Source organism: Bradyrhizobium algeriense (assembly GCF_036924595.1).
In the GTDB taxonomy this organism is placed as follows: Bacteria; Pseudomonadota; Alphaproteobacteria; order Rhizobiales; family Xanthobacteraceae; genus Bradyrhizobium; species Bradyrhizobium algeriense.
Genome location: NZ_JAZHRV010000001.1, coordinates 2,192,719 through 2,207,866, shown reverse-complemented (window position 1 = coordinate 2,207,866; position 15,148 = coordinate 2,192,719). Strand labels below are relative to the sequence as shown.

General features: G+C 62.2%; 15 protein-coding genes. 12 read left to right on the top strand and 3 right to left on the bottom strand.

Annotation, left to right across the window (positions count from 1 at the left end; translation table 11 throughout):
- Positions 1-124 precede the first annotated feature (124 nt).
- Genes V1286_RS10675 through V1286_RS10665 form a run of 3 tightly spaced genes read right to left on the bottom strand, consistent with a single transcriptional unit; the run spans position 125 to position 2,751 of the window.
- Positions 125-958 (bottom strand): N-acyl homoserine lactonase family protein, encoded by an 834-nt coding sequence (locus V1286_RS10675; protein ID WP_334479443.1) that lies wholly within the window; start codon positions 956-958, stop codon positions 125-127.
- A 27-nt stretch (positions 959-985) separates the two neighbouring features.
- Positions 986-1,363: a carboxymuconolactone decarboxylase family protein gene (locus V1286_RS10670; protein ID WP_210205915.1), complete on the bottom strand. Its 378-nt coding sequence runs from the start codon at positions 1,361-1,363 to the stop codon at positions 986-988.
- A 44-nt stretch (positions 1,364-1,407) separates the two neighbouring features.
- Positions 1,408-2,751 carry an MmgE/PrpD family protein gene (locus V1286_RS10665; protein WP_334479439.1) on the bottom strand — a complete coding sequence of 448 codons (1,344 nt, stop codon included), beginning with the start codon at positions 2,749-2,751 and terminating at the stop codon, positions 1,408-1,410.
- A 97-nt stretch (positions 2,752-2,848) separates the two neighbouring features.
- Here V1286_RS10665 and V1286_RS10660 point away from each other — a divergent pair, with 97 nt between their 5' ends.
- The 12 genes from V1286_RS10660 to V1286_RS10605 all read left to right on the top strand — a co-directional run bounded on the left by V1286_RS10660 (position 2,849) and on the right by V1286_RS10605 (position 15,098).
- Positions 2,849-3,823 (top strand): NAD(P)-dependent oxidoreductase, encoded by a 975-nt coding sequence (locus tag V1286_RS10660; RefSeq protein ID WP_334479437.1) that lies wholly within the window; start codon positions 2,849-2,851, stop codon positions 3,821-3,823.
- Between the two features lie 32 nt (positions 3,824-3,855).
- On the top strand, positions 3,856-5,253 hold the full coding sequence (locus tag V1286_RS10655) for an MmgE/PrpD family protein (RefSeq protein WP_334479436.1): 1,398 nt from the start codon (positions 3,856-3,858) through the stop codon (positions 5,251-5,253).
- Between the two features lie 130 nt (positions 5,254-5,383).
- Positions 5,384-6,322 carry a branched-chain amino acid ABC transporter permease gene (locus V1286_RS10650; protein WP_108518395.1) on the top strand — a complete coding sequence of 313 codons (939 nt, stop codon included), beginning with the start codon at positions 5,384-5,386 and terminating at the stop codon, positions 6,320-6,322.
- Complete coding sequence (locus tag V1286_RS10645; RefSeq protein ID WP_417021124.1) at positions 6,319-8,109, top strand: branched-chain amino acid ABC transporter ATP-binding protein/permease; 1,791 nt, start codon at positions 6,319-6,321, stop codon at positions 8,107-8,109. The genes V1286_RS10650 and V1286_RS10645 overlap by 4 nt, the downstream gene beginning before the upstream one ends.
- Positions 8,096-8,803 carry an ABC transporter ATP-binding protein gene (locus V1286_RS10640; protein WP_108517981.1) on the top strand — a complete coding sequence of 236 codons (708 nt, stop codon included), beginning with the start codon at positions 8,096-8,098 and terminating at the stop codon, positions 8,801-8,803. The genes V1286_RS10645 and V1286_RS10640 overlap by 14 nt, the downstream gene beginning before the upstream one ends.
- Positions 8,804-8,833: 30 nt before the next feature.
- Positions 8,834-10,090: an ABC transporter substrate-binding protein gene (locus V1286_RS10635; RefSeq protein ID WP_334479432.1), complete on the top strand. Its 1,257-nt coding sequence runs from the start codon at positions 8,834-8,836 to the stop codon at positions 10,088-10,090.
- A 37-nt stretch (positions 10,091-10,127) separates the two neighbouring features.
- Complete coding sequence (locus V1286_RS10630) at positions 10,128-11,363, top strand: ABC transporter substrate-binding protein (protein ID WP_334479430.1); 1,236 nt, start codon at positions 10,128-10,130, stop codon at positions 11,361-11,363.
- A 19-nt stretch (positions 11,364-11,382) separates the two neighbouring features.
- Complete coding sequence (locus V1286_RS10625; protein ID WP_212032507.1) at positions 11,383-11,763, top strand: carboxymuconolactone decarboxylase family protein; 381 nt, start codon at positions 11,383-11,385, stop codon at positions 11,761-11,763.
- A gap of 15 nt (positions 11,764-11,778) precedes the next feature.
- A complete protein-coding gene (locus V1286_RS10620) occupies positions 11,779-12,552 on the top strand; it encodes a 3-hydroxybutyrate dehydrogenase (RefSeq protein ID WP_334479425.1) in 774 nt (257 codons plus the stop codon).
- Between the two features lie 33 nt (positions 12,553-12,585).
- The gene (locus tag V1286_RS10615; RefSeq protein WP_334479424.1) at positions 12,586-13,326 is read left to right on the top strand and encodes an SDR family oxidoreductase; all 741 of its coding nucleotides are present in this window, start codon (positions 12,586-12,588) and stop codon (positions 13,324-13,326) included.
- A gap of 28 nt (positions 13,327-13,354) precedes the next feature.
- Positions 13,355-14,071 (top strand): GntR family transcriptional regulator, encoded by a 717-nt coding sequence (locus V1286_RS10610; protein WP_334479423.1) that lies wholly within the window; start codon positions 13,355-13,357, stop codon positions 14,069-14,071.
- A gap of 55 nt (positions 14,072-14,126) precedes the next feature.
- Positions 14,127-15,098, top strand: a complete 972-nt coding sequence (locus V1286_RS10605; protein WP_334479422.1) for a tripartite tricarboxylate transporter substrate-binding protein — start codon at positions 14,127-14,129, stop codon at positions 15,096-15,098.
- Positions 15,099-15,148: the final 50 nt, after the last annotated feature.

Sequence of the window (15,148 nt, the reverse complement as noted above, 5' to 3'; positions counted from 1 at the left end):
CGTTCGCTTCCGTTAGAGCATTATCGGTTCTGATTGAAGCTCTAGATTCTTGTTTGACGCATTTTCTTCACGCGAACCGGTACCCACTTCGCTCGAAAACGCTATAGTAGCTCATCGACATTGGCTAATGCCCCGCCAGATAATCGGCGCGAACGGGCGCGGTGCCAGATGGCGGCACATCAAGGCGCACGGCGATGCCCTCCAGTTGCGGGCTTGGAGCTGGATAAAGCTTCATGACGAGCGGATCATGCCCCGGAACGATATGGCTCTCATCCGGCGCAAGCGCCCGCAACCGATCAAATCCCTCCAGCATTTCGCCGATATGGAGGGCGGTCGTAAACGGACGCTCACTGGCCATATTCTCGTAAAAATGACTGACATCGGAGGCAACGACGACAAATCCCCGGCGTGTCCTGACGCGAACGAACTGAAGCCCGGCGGAATGGCCGCCGGCCGCATGTATCGTAAGGCCGGGAGCGAGCTCGGCGTCGCCTTCATAGAACAAGACGCGCCGCGCATAGTTCAACCGTACAATCCCGCAGACGTCCTCGACCTCGAACGAATGCGACAACCTCGGATATCGCATAAAGCGCCCCGTGGCATACGCCAGTTCGCGTTCCTGGAGGTGGAATCGCGCGTTCGGGAATCGGTCGAAATTGCCCGCATGGTCGTAATGCAGATGCGTGAGGATGACATCCTCGACCTCGTTCGCACCGATGCCGAACGCACTGAGCGTCTCCACCGGACAACGCAGGAACGTCCGCTTTCGCTTCTTCGATACTTCCGCGTTGAATCCGGTATCGATGATAAAGGTGCGGCCCCCTCCCCTTGCCAGCCACATGAAATAGTCCATCGGCATCGGTCCGTCGTGCGGATCGCCGCCGATGAAATGCTCGCTCCGCCGCGCCTCGCGAGTGGCATAGCGGATAGCAAAGAGTTCGTACTCCTGCTCGGCCATGCTATCTCCTCATAGAGCGGCGATTCATCACTTTGCGTCGACTTCGTTGAACGCCTCGCGCGCATTCCGGAAGGCATCGATTCCCGACGGGATGCCGCAATACACCGCGACCTGAAGCAGTATCTCCTTGATCTCCTCCTTGGTGAGGCCGTTCTTCAGTGCTCCCTTGACGTGCAGCTTCAGCTCGTGAGGCCGATTCAGCGCCCCGAGCATCGCCAGATTGACGATGCTGCGGGTGCGACGGTCGAGTCCCGGCCGGGTCCACAACGCGCCCCAGCAAAACTCGGTCGACCACTCCGCCATCGTCCGGGTGAATTCGTCGGCGCCGGCGATGGATTTGTTGACGTACTCTTCGCCGAGTACTTCCTTGCGGACCTGCAGGCCTTTTTCGAACAACTCGCTCATCATTGGTTCCTTCCATTGTTTGAGTATTGCTTTTCAGGTGCGGCTCAGCCGTGTGCCCTCATCAGGCTTGAGACGTCAGCAAGCGTGTCGAGACGCCAAACATCGTCGATGATGCGATCGATATCCCAATCGCTTTGCCCCAGCCGCGCACAATCGCGCATTTTCGCTTCGATATCACGGTCCGACAGCGGATCGGCAAGACTGCCTTTCGCTTCCATCACGACCTCACTAAGCATCTCCCCCGACGCCATTTGGATAGCGACGCGCGCGGCGCCGTCCGGAAGCGAAGCGTCAAGCTCCGCCTTCACTTTCTGCCGCAAGGCCGCGATCTCCGGCCGAAATACGATCGCGTCCGAGAATTCGGTGATGCCGGCCGCGCCCAGCAGCAATGCACAGGCGGCACAATGATGAATGCTGACCCGCGCATCGCGTTCGTTGCAAACCGGCCGGTCGCCGCGCGCCAGCAAAAGCGCCGAACCCCGCACCGTGATGAAGGCGATATCGTCGATGCGCCGATCCAGCTTTTCCCGCAATTTGAAGCAGGCGTCGATCACGGCATGAAACACGATGCCCGCAGGATAGGGCTTGTAGGTGTTCTTCGCGATCTCCCAGGTCTTGCCGAGACTGTCCGTCAAACGCTCAAGATCAGGTTCGTCGCCCATGGCACGGGCCCAGCCGAGCGGCCCTTCGATGGCCCGTGGCGATGCGGAATAGCCTTCAGCCGCGAGCAATGCCGCAAACAGGCCGTTGCGCGCCGCATTGCCGACACTGACATTCTTGGCGGCGCTCGGAAGATTTTCGACGATGCCGGCCGATTGGCTTGCCGCAATTCCAATCGCATTGGAAATCTGGACTGCCGGGAGGCCGAGCAATTTGGCGCAAGCGGCCGCCGCGCCGAACACGCCGCAGGTCGAGGTGATGTGCCAGCCGCGCGCATAGTGTCCGGGAGATACCGCATTGCCGACGCGGCATTCGACCTCCACGCCGAGAATGAACGCGATCAGAACGTCCCGCCCCGAAAGCCCGCGCGCCTGCGCCAATGCCAGGACCGGTGCAGCAACGGGCGCTGCCGGATGAATGATCGTGTCCAGATGGGTATCGTCGAAATCGAGCAGATTGGCCGAAATCGCGTTGACGAACGCCGCGCCCATCGCATCGAGCCTCTCGGAGCGGCCGATGATCGCCGAAGTTGCGGCGCCGCTGAACGGCGACAGCACGCGCAAGGCAACGCCGACCGCAGGGTCATGAGCCGAACCGAGGGCCGTCGCAAAGAAGTTCAGAATCGAACGCTTCGCTTCGTGATTCTGCCTCGCGACATCCGTCCACGTTGTACCGGCAACGAAATCGGCGAAAATTGTGCCGACGCCTTGCGCTTCATCTTGCCGCACTGAGCGAATTCCCCGGAGCTTGTTTTTTCCAATCCTATTCCGGCGCATTGAGCCCTGTCGACAGAATTCTTATGCTTGACAGATTAACTGACAATCTGTGAGTTTGGTCAAACGCGGCCAGGGAAACCCTGCCGCGGCAAGAACAAGAAAGCGCCAGCGGCGCGACAGGGAGCGAATCATGGCAGCAGAAACAATCGGCTTTGTCGGAACGGGCCGAATGGGCGGACCGATGGCCGGGCGCCTGCTCGACGCCGGCTATTCGCTGTGCATTTACGATGCACAGGCTGAAGCGACCAAGCCGCTGGTTGCGCGCGGCGCACGGCTGGCGAAATCGCCCGCCGAAGTCGCGTCCAGCGCAGACATCGTGCTGGCCAGCCTGCCGACCCCCGACATCGTCAAGGCCGTTGCGCTGGGGCCCGATGGAATCGTCGCCGGAAACCGCGCGACCGTCCTGATCGACTTGTCCACCACCGGGCCCGGCGCCGCCAAATTGATCGCGAAGGGATTTGAAGCGCGCAACCTGACGCTGGTCGATGCGCCGGTCAGCGGCGGCATCAAAGGCGCGGTGAACGGCACGCTTGCAGTGATGGTGTCCTGCCCGAAAGCGACCTATGACAGGGTTGAGCCGATCCTGAAGCACTTCGGAAAGCTGTTTTACACCGGCGACAAGCCGGGCACGGCGCAGACCGCAAAGCTCGCGAACAACCTGATGGCGGCGGCAGCGCTTGTGATCACCTCCGAGGCGGTCGCGATGGGCGTCAAGGGCGGCGTCAACGCCAAGGTGCTGATCGACATCATCAACGCCAGCAGCGGGCGCAACAGCGCTTCGGAAGACAAATTCCCTCGCGCCGTGCTTCCCGGCACCTTCGATTTCGGCTTTACCACCGGCCTCTCCTACAAGGACGTGCGGCTCTGCGTCGATGAAGCCGAGGCCATGGGCGTGCCGATGGTCTGCGGCTCGGTGGTCCGGCAGATGCTCGCCATCACCAACGCCAAATATGGCGCGTCTTCCGATTTCACCTCGATCGCGAAAGTGCTGGAGGAATGGGCCGGCGTGGAAATGCGCGGCTAGACCCGGGTCAACGGCGCGCGAGGACGATTGCCATGACAATCGGATCGACCGGATCAAGCAAGGTGTCGTTGGCGCGGGCGTTGGCACGCACCGCGCTTGCCGTCGACCTCGGCCGTTTTGACGCTGATGTCATCGCCAAGGCGAAAATCTGCCTGCTGGATTTTCTTTCCTGTGCCTTCGAGGCGAGAAACCATCCATGGAGTCGCCAGGCCATCGGCATCGCGCGCGAGGTCGGAAACGGCGCAACCGTCATCGGCACCCGCACCCTCGCCTCGCCGGGCGACGCGGCCTTCGCCAACGCCACCATGGGCCACGGCCTGGTGCGCGAAGACATGCACGCAGCCAGCATCTGTCACCATGGCGTGGTGATCTGGCCGACCCTGCTCGCTTTGTCGGAACGAACGCCGCTGTCCGGCGCAACGTTCGTTGGCGCCGCGATCATCGGCTATGAGACCGGCGCACAGATCGGTCGCGCACTGTTTGCCGCCGACCTCGCGCGCCTCTACCGGCCGACCGGGCTTGTTGCGCCGCTCGGGGCAGCCCTTGCGGGCAGCTATGCTCTCGGCCTGACCGAAGACGTCGCAACCAGCGCAATTGCCATTGCCGCAAACACGTCGTCCGGCCTGAACGAATGGCCGCGCGCCGGCGGCTCCGAAATGTATTTCCACCCAGGCTTTGCGGCGCGCAACGCGATTGCCGCGGTCGAACTGGCCGAGGCCGGCGCGTGCACCTCCGAAACCATCCTTGAGGGCGAAGCCGGACTGTTCGCCGCCTTCCGCCGCCAGCCTGCCCCCGCCGGGATCCGATTGTTTGCCGGCTCCCAGCCCGAGATCATGGCCGTCTACAACAAGCCCGCTCCCGCCTGCAATTTCGCACAGACCGCAGCGCAGACAGCGTTACGTGTCGCGCGCGAACTCGGAACATCCGAAGACATCGCGACCGTTGCGATCAGAGTCCCCGAGGCGGCGGCCCGCTACCCCGGCTGCGACTCCAAGGGGCCATTTCACAACGCGCTACAGGCCAAGATGAGCATTCCCTTCAGCGTCGCAGCCGTGCTGGCGCGCGGTGCGCTCGAAGAGGACAATTACGCTGATATTGACGATATCAGGATCCTCCGCCTCGTCGAACGAACCGAGCTGCAAAGCGAGCCCGGTCTCACCGCCGCGTTCCCGGCCAACCAAGGCGCCGAGATCCGGGTTGGCCTCCGCAACGGAAACACCGTCCATCAGCGTCTCGACAACGTGATTGCCGCGACGCCCGAAGAAATCCGCACCCGCTTTCGGGGTGCTGCCGCCGCCGTTATCGGCGACAAGCAGGCGCGGCATCTGGAAGAGTTGATCGACAATTGCGCATCACTTCCGGACAGCCGCGTCATCGCCGCCCGGTGCCGGCTTGAGCCGACCGAACAACGGCTGCGGCCAGCGTCATGATCGATAACGACAAACAGAAAATGGGGGGCATCATGTTCAAACCGGAGACCGCCGATACGGCCATACCGATAATAGCCGGTGCGAAACACGGATGTTCCGTTCCTGTGCGAGGTTGCCGGTGACCCAGGCACTGGAAGGCTTCCTGCAGGCGTTGTCCGCCGGGCTTTTGATCGGCGCGGTCTACGGCCTGATGTGCGTCGGGCTCGGGCTGATCTTCGGCGTCATGCGGGTGATCAACTTCGCGCAAGGCGATTTCATGATGCTCGGCATGTATGCGGCGTTCTATTTCTTCACCGCGCTCGGCGTTCAGGCCACTTTCGGCAACACCTTCGGTCCGTTCGTCGCGATCGTGCTTGCGGGCCCGGTGCTGGCCGTCTTCGGTTACTTCGTCCACCTCACCCTGATCTCACGGGTATCCGGCACGCGCACCTCTTCACTCGAGGGCGAGGGTCACTACGCCCAGCTCATTCTTACGCTGGGGATCGCACTGATCCTGCAAAATGGTGGTCTGCTCGTGTTCGGCTCGGTATTGGCCTCGATCCGGACGCCGCTGTCGAGTTCGGCGTGGGAGCTCGGACCGCTGTTTTATGACGTCAGTGTCTTCATCAACAAGGCGCGCGGGATCGACGCGGTCGTCTCGCTGGTGACGATGCTGCTGCTGACGCTGATGATCACGCGGTCGCGGATCGGAAAATCGCTGCGTGCCGCGGCCGACAATCCTACCGCGGCGACCTATATGGGCATCGACGTCGACCGTGCGCACCGCATTGCCTTCGCACTCGGCACCGGCATTACCGCGATTGCCGGCGGCCTGCTCGCCACCAACTACCCCTTTCACCCCTTTGTTGGTGTCGAATATGTCATCGTCATGTATGCCGGCGTCGTGCTTGGCGGCATGGGCAGCATCATCGGCGCCTTCTGGGGCGGCATGACGATCGGGCTGGTCCAGCAGATGTCGACGCTGATCCTGCCGACGCAATTGCAGAACGCCGCGATCTTCGTCGTGTTCCTCCTGATCATCTTCTTCCGTCCGCAAGGTTTCTTCGGGCGCATGGTCGAAAGGACATGATCATGCGCGGATGGCGTTCGCTGCTCCCTATCATCGTCTTCACCGCGCTCTATGCCACGGTGTCGCTAAGCGTGACCAATTCCTATTACCAGTTGGTGATGACGCTGGTTCCGGTTTGGGCGATCTTCGGCTTGTCGTGGAACCTGCTTAGCGGATACACCGGGTTGATCTCGTTCGGTCATGCCGCCTTCTTCGGCGTCGGGGCCTATGCCGTCGTGCTCGGCCAGATCCATTTCGATCTATCGCCGTGGATCATGATCCCGATCGCGGCCATCCTCGGCGGCATCGCCGGACTGCTGATCGGCTTTCCGACCTTCCGCCTGCAGGGGCACTACTTCGCGCTGGCGATGCTCGCCTACCCGCTCGCCATTCTCTACGTGTTCGAATGGCTCGGCCTTCAGGAAGTCACGCTGCCGATCAAGCGCGATAATCCGATCGCCTATATGCAATTCGCCGATCACCGTCTCTACACGCTTCTGGCGCTGGCGATGATGCTGGCCACGATCCTGCTGACGCGTGCCATCGAACGATCGCGCTTCGGCATGGCGTTGCTCGCGATCAAACAGAATGAAGCCGCCGCGGAAGCCGCGGGGATCAACACGCTGGCCTGGAAGCTCCGTGCCGTCACGCTCAGCGGCGCCATCGCCGGAGCGGTTGGCGGGTTTTATGCAGTCGTGCTGCTGGTGGTGACCCCGCAATCCGTGTTCGGCATGCTGGTGTCGGCACAGGCGTTGACGGTCGCCATGTTCGGCGGCGTCGGAACGGTCTGGGGTCCGGTGATCGGATCGGTGATCCTGATACCGCTGGCCGAAACGCTCAATGCCGAAGCGGGCTCGCGCTTTCCCGGAATTCAGGGGGTGATCTATGGCCTCGCGATCATATGCGTCATTCTTCTCGCGCCTGAGGGCCTGTTCTGGAAAGTGCGAGACTTCCTGCGCAAGCGGTCGGCACCACCGGCTGCGGCAACGTCGAGCGCGCCGGATGTCCCGGTTGCGGTTGCCATCCCCGCCGCACCGGCACCAGCGCGTGCCAAACGATCCGTCGGAACAGGCGACGTCGTCCTGGAAGTTCGCAACCTGTCGCGCTCGTTCGGCGGATTGAAGGCCGTGCAGGATGTCAGCTTCAAGCTGCGGCGAAATGAGATCCTCGGGATCATCGGTCCCAACGGGGCCGGCAAGACCACGCTGTTCAACCTGCTGAACGGATTCCTTCGGCCAGGTACGGGCGAAATTCTCCTCGACGGGCGGGAGATGTCCGGCCGCAAGCCGCATGAGCTCTGCGAGGCAGGCATCGGCCGCACCTTCCAGATCATGCGCCCGTTCCTGCGCATGTCGATTTCGGACAATGTCGTGGTCGGAGCCTATGTGCGCGCCAAGACCGATGTCGAGGCAAGGAAGCTGGCGGCCGATGCAATTGCCCGCGTCGGACTGTCCGAGATCGCCGAGCGCATCGCCGGCGAACTCACGACCAAGGAATTGCGGCTGATGGAACTCGCCCGCGCGCTGGCCGGACAGCCGCGCATCCTGCTGCTCGACGAGACGCTCGCGGGCCTCGGACACGACGAGGCTGATGAGGTCGTCGCGGTAATCCAGCGGCTTGCCCGCGACGGCATGACGATCGCGATCATCGAACACACGATGCAGGCGATGGTTCGCCTGGTTGACAGTTTCCTGGTGCTCGACCACGGCGCCGTGATCGTCGAGGGCGAACCAGAAGCTGTCACCCGCGACAGCCGCGTTATCGAGGCCTATCTCGGCAAAAAATGGGTGGCCCATGCTCCGCATTGAAGGGCTGACCGCCGGATATTCCGCGATTCCCGTTTTGAACGGCGTCTCGATCAAGGTCGAGGAAGGCCAGTTCGTTGCGATCGTCGGACCGAACGGCGCCGGCAAGACCACGCTGTTCAAGACGATTTCCGGCATCGTGCGCCCAAGCGCGGGAACGATCACATTCAGGCATCACGACCTGCTGTCGATCCGGCCGGCGCAACGCGCGCATCTCGGCATCGCCCACGTACCGGAAGGCCGCCAGGTGTTTCCTTCGCTCACGGTGATGGAAAACCTCGAAATGGGCGCGATGACCGAGGCCGGCCAGCGCGACTGGAAACACAACATCGAGCGCATCTTCGAATGGCTGCCGATCCTGGCCGAGCGCCGCGGCCAGTTCGCGGGCACGCTGTCGGGCGGACAGCAGCAGATGCTCGCGATCGGCCGCGGGCTCGCAGGCTCGCCCAAGCTCCTGATGCTGGATGAACCCTCGATGGGCCTCGCGCCCACGATCGCCGATTTCATCTTCGAACGGCTGATCGAAATCCGCCGGCAATCGAACCTGACGATCCTGCTGGTCGAACAGCGCGTGGCGGAGGCCCTCGAATCCGCCGACCACGGCTACGTGCTCGAAGCCGGCCGCGTCGCACTCGAAGGCAACAACCAAACCTTGCGGGCGGACGACCGTATCCGCAAGGCCTACCTCGGCATGTAACCAACAAACGACACCATTGGGAGGACGAAAATGGGCCAGGACAACCGATCCGACAAGGTCTCGCAGACGTCGCTGACGCGACGAACCGTGCTTTCCGGTGCGGCTGCGATCGGCCTGTCGACGGTAGCTCGCGCGCAGCAGCCGGCGGAGGTCAAGGTAGGCCTGATCGTGCCGTTGTCGGGTATCTATACCCGTCCGGGCCAGGTGATGCGCATGGGCGCCGAGATGGGCATCGAGCACATCAACGCGCAAGGCGGCATCAAATCGCTCGGCGGCGCGAAGATGAAGCTTGTCGTAATCGATTGCGGCGACACCACGGAAAAGGCCAAGAACGCGGCGCAGCGCATGGTCGCACAGGAGGCCGATCTGGTTGCGGCGACCGGCTCCTATCTGAGCTCCTTCACGCTGGCTGTGACTGAAGTCACCGAGCGCGCCGAACTGCCGATGCTGACGCTGTCCTATTCGGATCTGCTGACCGAGCGCGGCTTCAAATTCATCTTCCAGACGGCGGCGCCTGCGAGCCGGCAATCGGAACTCGGCTTGCCTGAACTGATGAAGCTTGCTGAGGCTGCCTCCGGCAAGCGCCCGAAGACAGTGGCGATGCTGATGGACAACACGGCGACGTCGGTTGCGACCGCCAAGGCGCTCAAGGAGAAGATCTTTGCGCAGGAAGGCCTGCAATTGGTCGTGGAGGAAGTGTGGACACCGCCGCTTTCCGACGCCACGCCGCTGATCCAGAAGGTCAGGTCAGCCCGACCGGACCTGCTGCTGTTCATGCCCAACGCCATCTCGGACGCCAAACTCGGCCTCGAAAAAATCAACGAGTTCGGGCTTGGCCAGGGCAAGATTCCAACCGTGTCCTTCTCGATCACGATTGCGGAGCCGGACATGCTGCAAAGCGTCAGCACCGACGCCGTGCAAGGCATCATGACGGTTGTCGCCAACTGGGGCTCAAAGGGCCATGAGGCGCTGATCGCCGAGTTGAAGGCGAAGTACAAGGAGCCCTGGATGACGCAGAATGTCATCTCGACCTATGGCGACATGTGGCTGATGAAGGCCGCCCTGGAGCAAGCCGGCAAGGCCGACCGACTTTCCGTTGCGCAGGCGTTCCGCACCATGGATGGCGGGCCGTCGAAACACTACCCCGGCGGCCAGCTCAAGTTCGACGAAAAGGGCCGCCGTGTCGGCGCCGGTGTTGTCATCGTGCAATGGCAATCCGGCGTGCCCGTCACCGTCTATCCGTCCGACCTCGCATTAGCTGCTCCGTTCTGGCCGAAGAAATCTTGACTGCAACGCATCTCAAAAATTTCAGGGAGGAATAGTCATGACAAAAATTACCTCGGCCGCATTGACGCGGCGCAGCTTGCTCGCCGGCGCATCCGCCGGCCTGATCTCGTCTCGCGTGTGGGCGCAACAACCGTCCGAAGTGAAGGTCGGGTTGCTGGTGCCGATTTCCGGCCTCTATGCGCGTCCGGGAGCCGTGATGCGCCACGGTGCCGAGATGGGGGTAGAACACATCAATGCGCAGGGCGGCATCAAGTCGCTCGGCGGCGCCAAGCTCAAGCTGGTCGTGCTCGATTCCGGCGATACCACCGAGAAGGCCAAGAATGCCGCGCAGCGCATGGTCGCGCAGGAACCCGATTTGGTGGCGGCCAGCGGCTCCTATCTGAGTTCATTCACACTGGCGGTCACCGAGGTCACGGAGCGGGCCAATCTTCCGGTCCTCACCCTCTCCTACTCCGACCTGATTACCGATCGCGGCTTCAAATATGTCTTCCAGACATCGGCTACGGCGGGATCGCAGGCAAAACAGGCTTTGCCGCAGATCGTGAAGCTTGCTGAAACCGCTTCCGGAAAGAAGCCCAAGACGGTCGCGATCATCACCGACAACACCGCGGCATCGGTTTCCTCGGCAAAGGCGATGCGCGACGGCCTGCTCGCCGAAAACGGTCTGCAGTTGATCGTCGATGAAACCTTTACTCCGCCGCTCGCCGACGCCACCCCACTGGTTCAAAAAATCCGGTCGGCGAAACCCGACTTGCTCTTCTTCCTGCCGACCGTGATTTCCGACGCCAAGCTGCTGCTCGAGAAGATGAACGAGTTCGGCCTCGGGCAAGGCAAGATTCCAACCATCTCGTTCGGCATCGCCATTGCCGAACCCGACATGCTGCAGACCGTCAGCCCGGAATTGCTGCAGGGCCTCCTCACTTGTGTCGCGAGTTGGGGCGCCAAGGGCCACGAGGCGCTGATCGCCGAACTCAAGACCCGCTACAAGGAGCCCTGGATGACGCAGAACGCGATCTCCACCTATGGCGACATGTGGGTGATCAAGGACGCGCTCGAGAAGGCCGGCAAGGCTGACCGCGTTGCGGTCGCCGATGCGCTGCGCTCGATGGATGCCGGTCCGTCGAAATATTACCCGCTCGGCGAAATCAAGTTCGACGAAAAGGGCCGTCGCGTCGGCGCTGGGATGACCATCGTGCAGTGGCAAGCCGGCGTACCGGTCACGGTATTCCCGCCGCAACTGGCACTGTCCCAGCCGTTCTGGCCCAAAAGCTAGCTGAAGATTGGATAGCGATATGGACAAGGCGACATACGATCGAGGCCTCCAGATCCGAAAGAACGTTCTGGGCAATGAATTCGTCGACAAGGCGATCGCATCGGCCGACGACTTCAACCGTCCGATGCAGGACCTCACGACGGAGTATTGCTGGGGCTATGTCTGGGGCCGCGACGGCCTTACGCACAAGACCCGCAGCTTTCTCAACCTCGCGATGCTGTGCGCGCTCAACCGGCCGCAGGAACTCAAGACCCATGTTCGGGGCGCCCTGACCAACGGCGCGACGCGCGAGGAAATACGCGAGGTGTTCATGCAGGTCGCGATCTATTGCGGCGTGCCGGCCGGCGTGGACGCTTTCCGTAACGCCAAGGAAGTGTTTGCCGAACTGGACAAGAAGTAACCGGGGCCTGAGACGATGTTGAAGGGCAAATGGGCTCTCGTGACCGGGGCAACGGCGGGCCTGGGCCTGGCCGTGGCCGAAAGCCTTGCCGGAGCGGGAGCCAACATTGTCCTGCACGATCTGAACGAACCGGTGCAGACGAAAGATCGTCTACGCACGCAGTTTGGCGTCGAGGTGATTAGCATCGCAGCCGACCTGTCGCAGCGCACCGCCATAGAAGCGATGATGAACGACCTGCTCCGCCGCGTCAGCACGGTCGATATCCTGGTGAACAATGCGGTGGTGCGGCATTTTTCACCGGCCGAAAACTTCCCGCCGGAACGATGGGACGAAGCGCTCGCCGTCAATCTGTCGGCCCCGTTCCACCTGATCCGTCTCGCATTGCCCGGAATGAAAGAGAAACGCTGGGGCCGCATCATCAACATGGCGTCGATCTATTCGACCCGCGCGGTTGCGGACCGCATCGATTATGTGACCACCAAAACGGCCATTGTCGGCATGACCCGCGCCGTCGCGATCGAGACGGCAAAGAGCGGGATTACCTGCAACGCGCTTTGCCCGGGCACGCTGCCGACGCCGGCCATTCAGGGAAAAATCGCAGGGATCGCGGCCGCCGACGGCAGCACCGTCGAGGAAGCGACGCGCGATTATCTGGCGGCACGCCAGCCGACCGGACGGTTTGTCGCCATGGAGGCCGTCGGTGCGATGGCTGCCTTCCTGTGCAGCCCTGCCGCACAGGATGTCACCGGAGCAACGCTGCCAATCGACGGGGGCTGGTCCATCGCATGAGCACCGTCGGCCGTCTCACTCAGGAGATCTGCAATGGCTGAAGCATTGAGCCGAAATGCCGTGGTGACCGGCGCCGCCGGAGGCATGGGTCGCGCCATCACGAAAGCGCTGGTCGAAAGCGGACGCCGGGTCGTGCTGGCCGATCGCGACGGCGAATCCCTTCGTCAATTCGCCGGCGAAATGGGCGGCGGCACATTTCCGATCCAGCTTGATATCACCGACCCGACCAGCGTGGATCGCCTGCCCGACCTCATCCCGGACTCCTTCAAGCCGATCGACATTCTCATCAACAATGCCGGCCACGACATTGGCGGCCGGACGCGCTTCGATGCCGGCGCGGCCGACGATTGGTCCGGAATCATCCAGACCAATCTGATCGGCCTGATGCGGGTGACCCGCAGCCTGCTGCCCGACATGGTCAGGCGTAACGCAGGCCACATCGTCAACATCAGCTCAATCAACGCCGTACGCATCATTCCCGACATGGCTGCCTACAGCGCCAGCAAGGCGGGCGTACACATGTTTACCGAAACGCTCCGGGGAGAGCTCGCGGAAACGGCGATCCGGGTCACCGAGATGCAGCCCGGCCTGACCAGGACCAACATCATCCTCACCCGCTATCGCGGCGACCGGGAGAAGGAAAAGGACTATTTCGACCAGTTCAAGATGGCGCTCGATCCGGCCGATATTGCCCGGTCGATCGTCTTTGCGTTGGACCAGCCGCCGCATGTTCAGATTGCGGAGATGATGATTCTGCCCGTAAATCGCTATTGAACCAATGCCGGCACCAAGGCGGTAGACAATGGACAAACGCGGTGAATTGCAATCTACGCTCCGGATCGAGGACGTTCCGACCGTCCGGTCGAGGGTCGCCCAGAAGCTGCGCGAGGCGATCATGTCCGGAAAGCTAAAGCCGGGCCAGCGCCTGGTCGAACGGGAGCTTTGCGAGATGACGGGTGTAAGCCGGCCGTCCATTCGCGAAGCGCTCCGGTTGCTGGAAGCCGATGGTCTCGTCAATACGGTCCCTCACCGTGGCCCTGTCGTCAGCACTATCAGCCTTGAGGAAGCAAAGCAGCTCTACGCAGCCCGCGCCGTCCTCGAAGGATTTGCCGGACGAGAGTGCGCGCGCCTGCACGATCCCGCTGTCGTTCGCCGGATCGGGGATGCCCTGACCAAATTGAAAGCCGCATTCGCCGAAGGCGATCTCATGACGGCTCTCGAGGCCAAGACGGAGTTCTACGCCGCGCTGATCGGCGGCTGTCAGAACGCCTTCATCGAGCGAATGCTCAGGCCGCTGCACGACCGGATCACGCTGTTGCGAATTACGTCGATGTCGCAGCCGAAGCGAATTAACAAGAGCCTTCGTGAGGTCACGGCGATCTGGCGCGCCATCCAGAACGGCGATCCCGACCTCGCTGAGCAGTGCTGTGTCGATCATATCAAGGCGGCGGCCGTGGCCGCGCTCAGCATGATCGAGCGAACATCCGCATCGGACGAAAAGGTGAACGCGGACGAATGACCGATCCTTTTCCCGATCGAGCTACGAAGGGCCACAAGGCCGATAGGAAGCTGCCATGAAGTTCGTAAAAGGCGTTCTCCTGATGTTGCTGCTGTCGCCGATGCTGCCGGCATTGGCGCAGGAATTCCCAAACCGACCGATCACCATGGTGGTTCCCTTCTCGGCCGGCGGCCCAGGCGACGTGATCGCGCGCCTGCTCGGCAGCTCAATGAGCGCGACACTCAAGCAGGCGGTAGTGATCGAGAACGTCGTCGGCGCCGGTGGCACTATCGGCACCAACCGGGTCGCCAAGGCCGCACCCGACGGCCACACTCTCTTGCTCATGCATGTCGGCCAGGCGACCGCGCCCTCGCTCTATGCGAAGCTGCCGTTTGATCCCGTCGGCGACTTTGCCCCGATCGGCCTCGTCACCGACGTGCCCATGATCCTGGTGGCGCGAGCCAATTTTCCCGCCAAGGACCTGAAGGAACTGGTCGCATATGTGCGCTCCCAGGGCGACAAGGTTACGTATGGCAATGTCGGCCTCGGCTCCGCATCGCATCTCTGCGGGCTGATGTTCATGAGCGCCATCGAAGCCAAGCTGACGCCGATCTACTACAAGGGCGGTGGTCCCGCGCTCAACGATATCATCGCCGGTCACATCGACGTCTATTGCGATCCGGCAACCGGACCGACGCCTTATATTCAGGCCGGCACCATCCCGGGCTTCGCCATTACCAGCAAAAAGCGCGTCGCGACCTTGCCGAATGTGCCGACGTCTGCCGAGGCTGGTGTACCGCAATTCGACGTCACGACCTGGTATGGGATGTATGCGCCGCGCAATACGCCGAAGCCGATCATCGATGCGCTCGTGAACGCGCTGCAGAAGGCACTCGCGGATCCGCCTTTGGTGAGCCGCTTCGCCGAACTCAGCATGGCGCCCGTCGAGCAGGAGCGCGCAACGCCAGCGGCGCTCGAAGCCCTCCTCAAGAGTGAAATCGACAGATGGGACCGCATCATCAAGCAAGCAGGCATCAAGCCTCAATGAACGAGGTCCGATGGGCCAGGATTCCATCGGTAGAGGGCTCGAAGTGCGCG

Excerpts from the sequence above, each read along its gene's own strand:
- V1286_RS10615 (WP_334479424.1), top strand. The coding sequence starts at position 12,586 with ATGGCTGAAGCATTGAGCCGAAATGCCGTGGTGACCGGCGCCGCCGGA.
- V1286_RS10610 (WP_334479423.1), top strand. The coding sequence starts at position 13,355 with ATGGACAAACGCGGTGAATTGCAATCTACGCTCCGGATCGAGGACGTT.
- V1286_RS10640 (WP_108517981.1), top strand. The coding sequence starts at position 8,096 with ATGCTCCGCATTGAAGGGCTGACCGCCGGATATTCCGCGATTCCCGTT.
- V1286_RS10605 (WP_334479422.1), top strand. The coding sequence starts at position 14,127 with ATGAAGTTCGTAAAAGGCGTTCTCCTGATGTTGCTGCTGTCGCCGATG.
- V1286_RS10675 (WP_334479443.1), bottom strand. The coding sequence starts at position 958 with ATGGCCGAGCAGGAGTACGAACTCTTTGCTATCCGCTATGCCACTCGC.
- V1286_RS10630 (WP_334479430.1), top strand. The coding sequence starts at position 10,128 with ATGACAAAAATTACCTCGGCCGCATTGACGCGGCGCAGCTTGCTCGCC.
- V1286_RS10670 (WP_210205915.1), bottom strand. The coding sequence starts at position 1,363 with ATGAGCGAGTTGTTCGAAAAAGGCCTGCAGGTCCGCAAGGAAGTACTC.
- V1286_RS10645 (WP_417021124.1), top strand. The coding sequence starts at position 6,319 with ATGATCATGCGCGGATGGCGTTCGCTGCTCCCTATCATCGTCTTCACC.
- V1286_RS10635 (WP_334479432.1), top strand. The coding sequence starts at position 8,834 with ATGGGCCAGGACAACCGATCCGACAAGGTCTCGCAGACGTCGCTGACG.
- V1286_RS10655 (WP_334479436.1), top strand. The coding sequence starts at position 3,856 with ATGACAATCGGATCGACCGGATCAAGCAAGGTGTCGTTGGCGCGGGCG.
- V1286_RS10625 (WP_212032507.1), top strand. The coding sequence starts at position 11,383 with ATGGACAAGGCGACATACGATCGAGGCCTCCAGATCCGAAAGAACGTT.
- V1286_RS10620 (WP_334479425.1), top strand. The coding sequence starts at position 11,779 with ATGTTGAAGGGCAAATGGGCTCTCGTGACCGGGGCAACGGCGGGCCTG.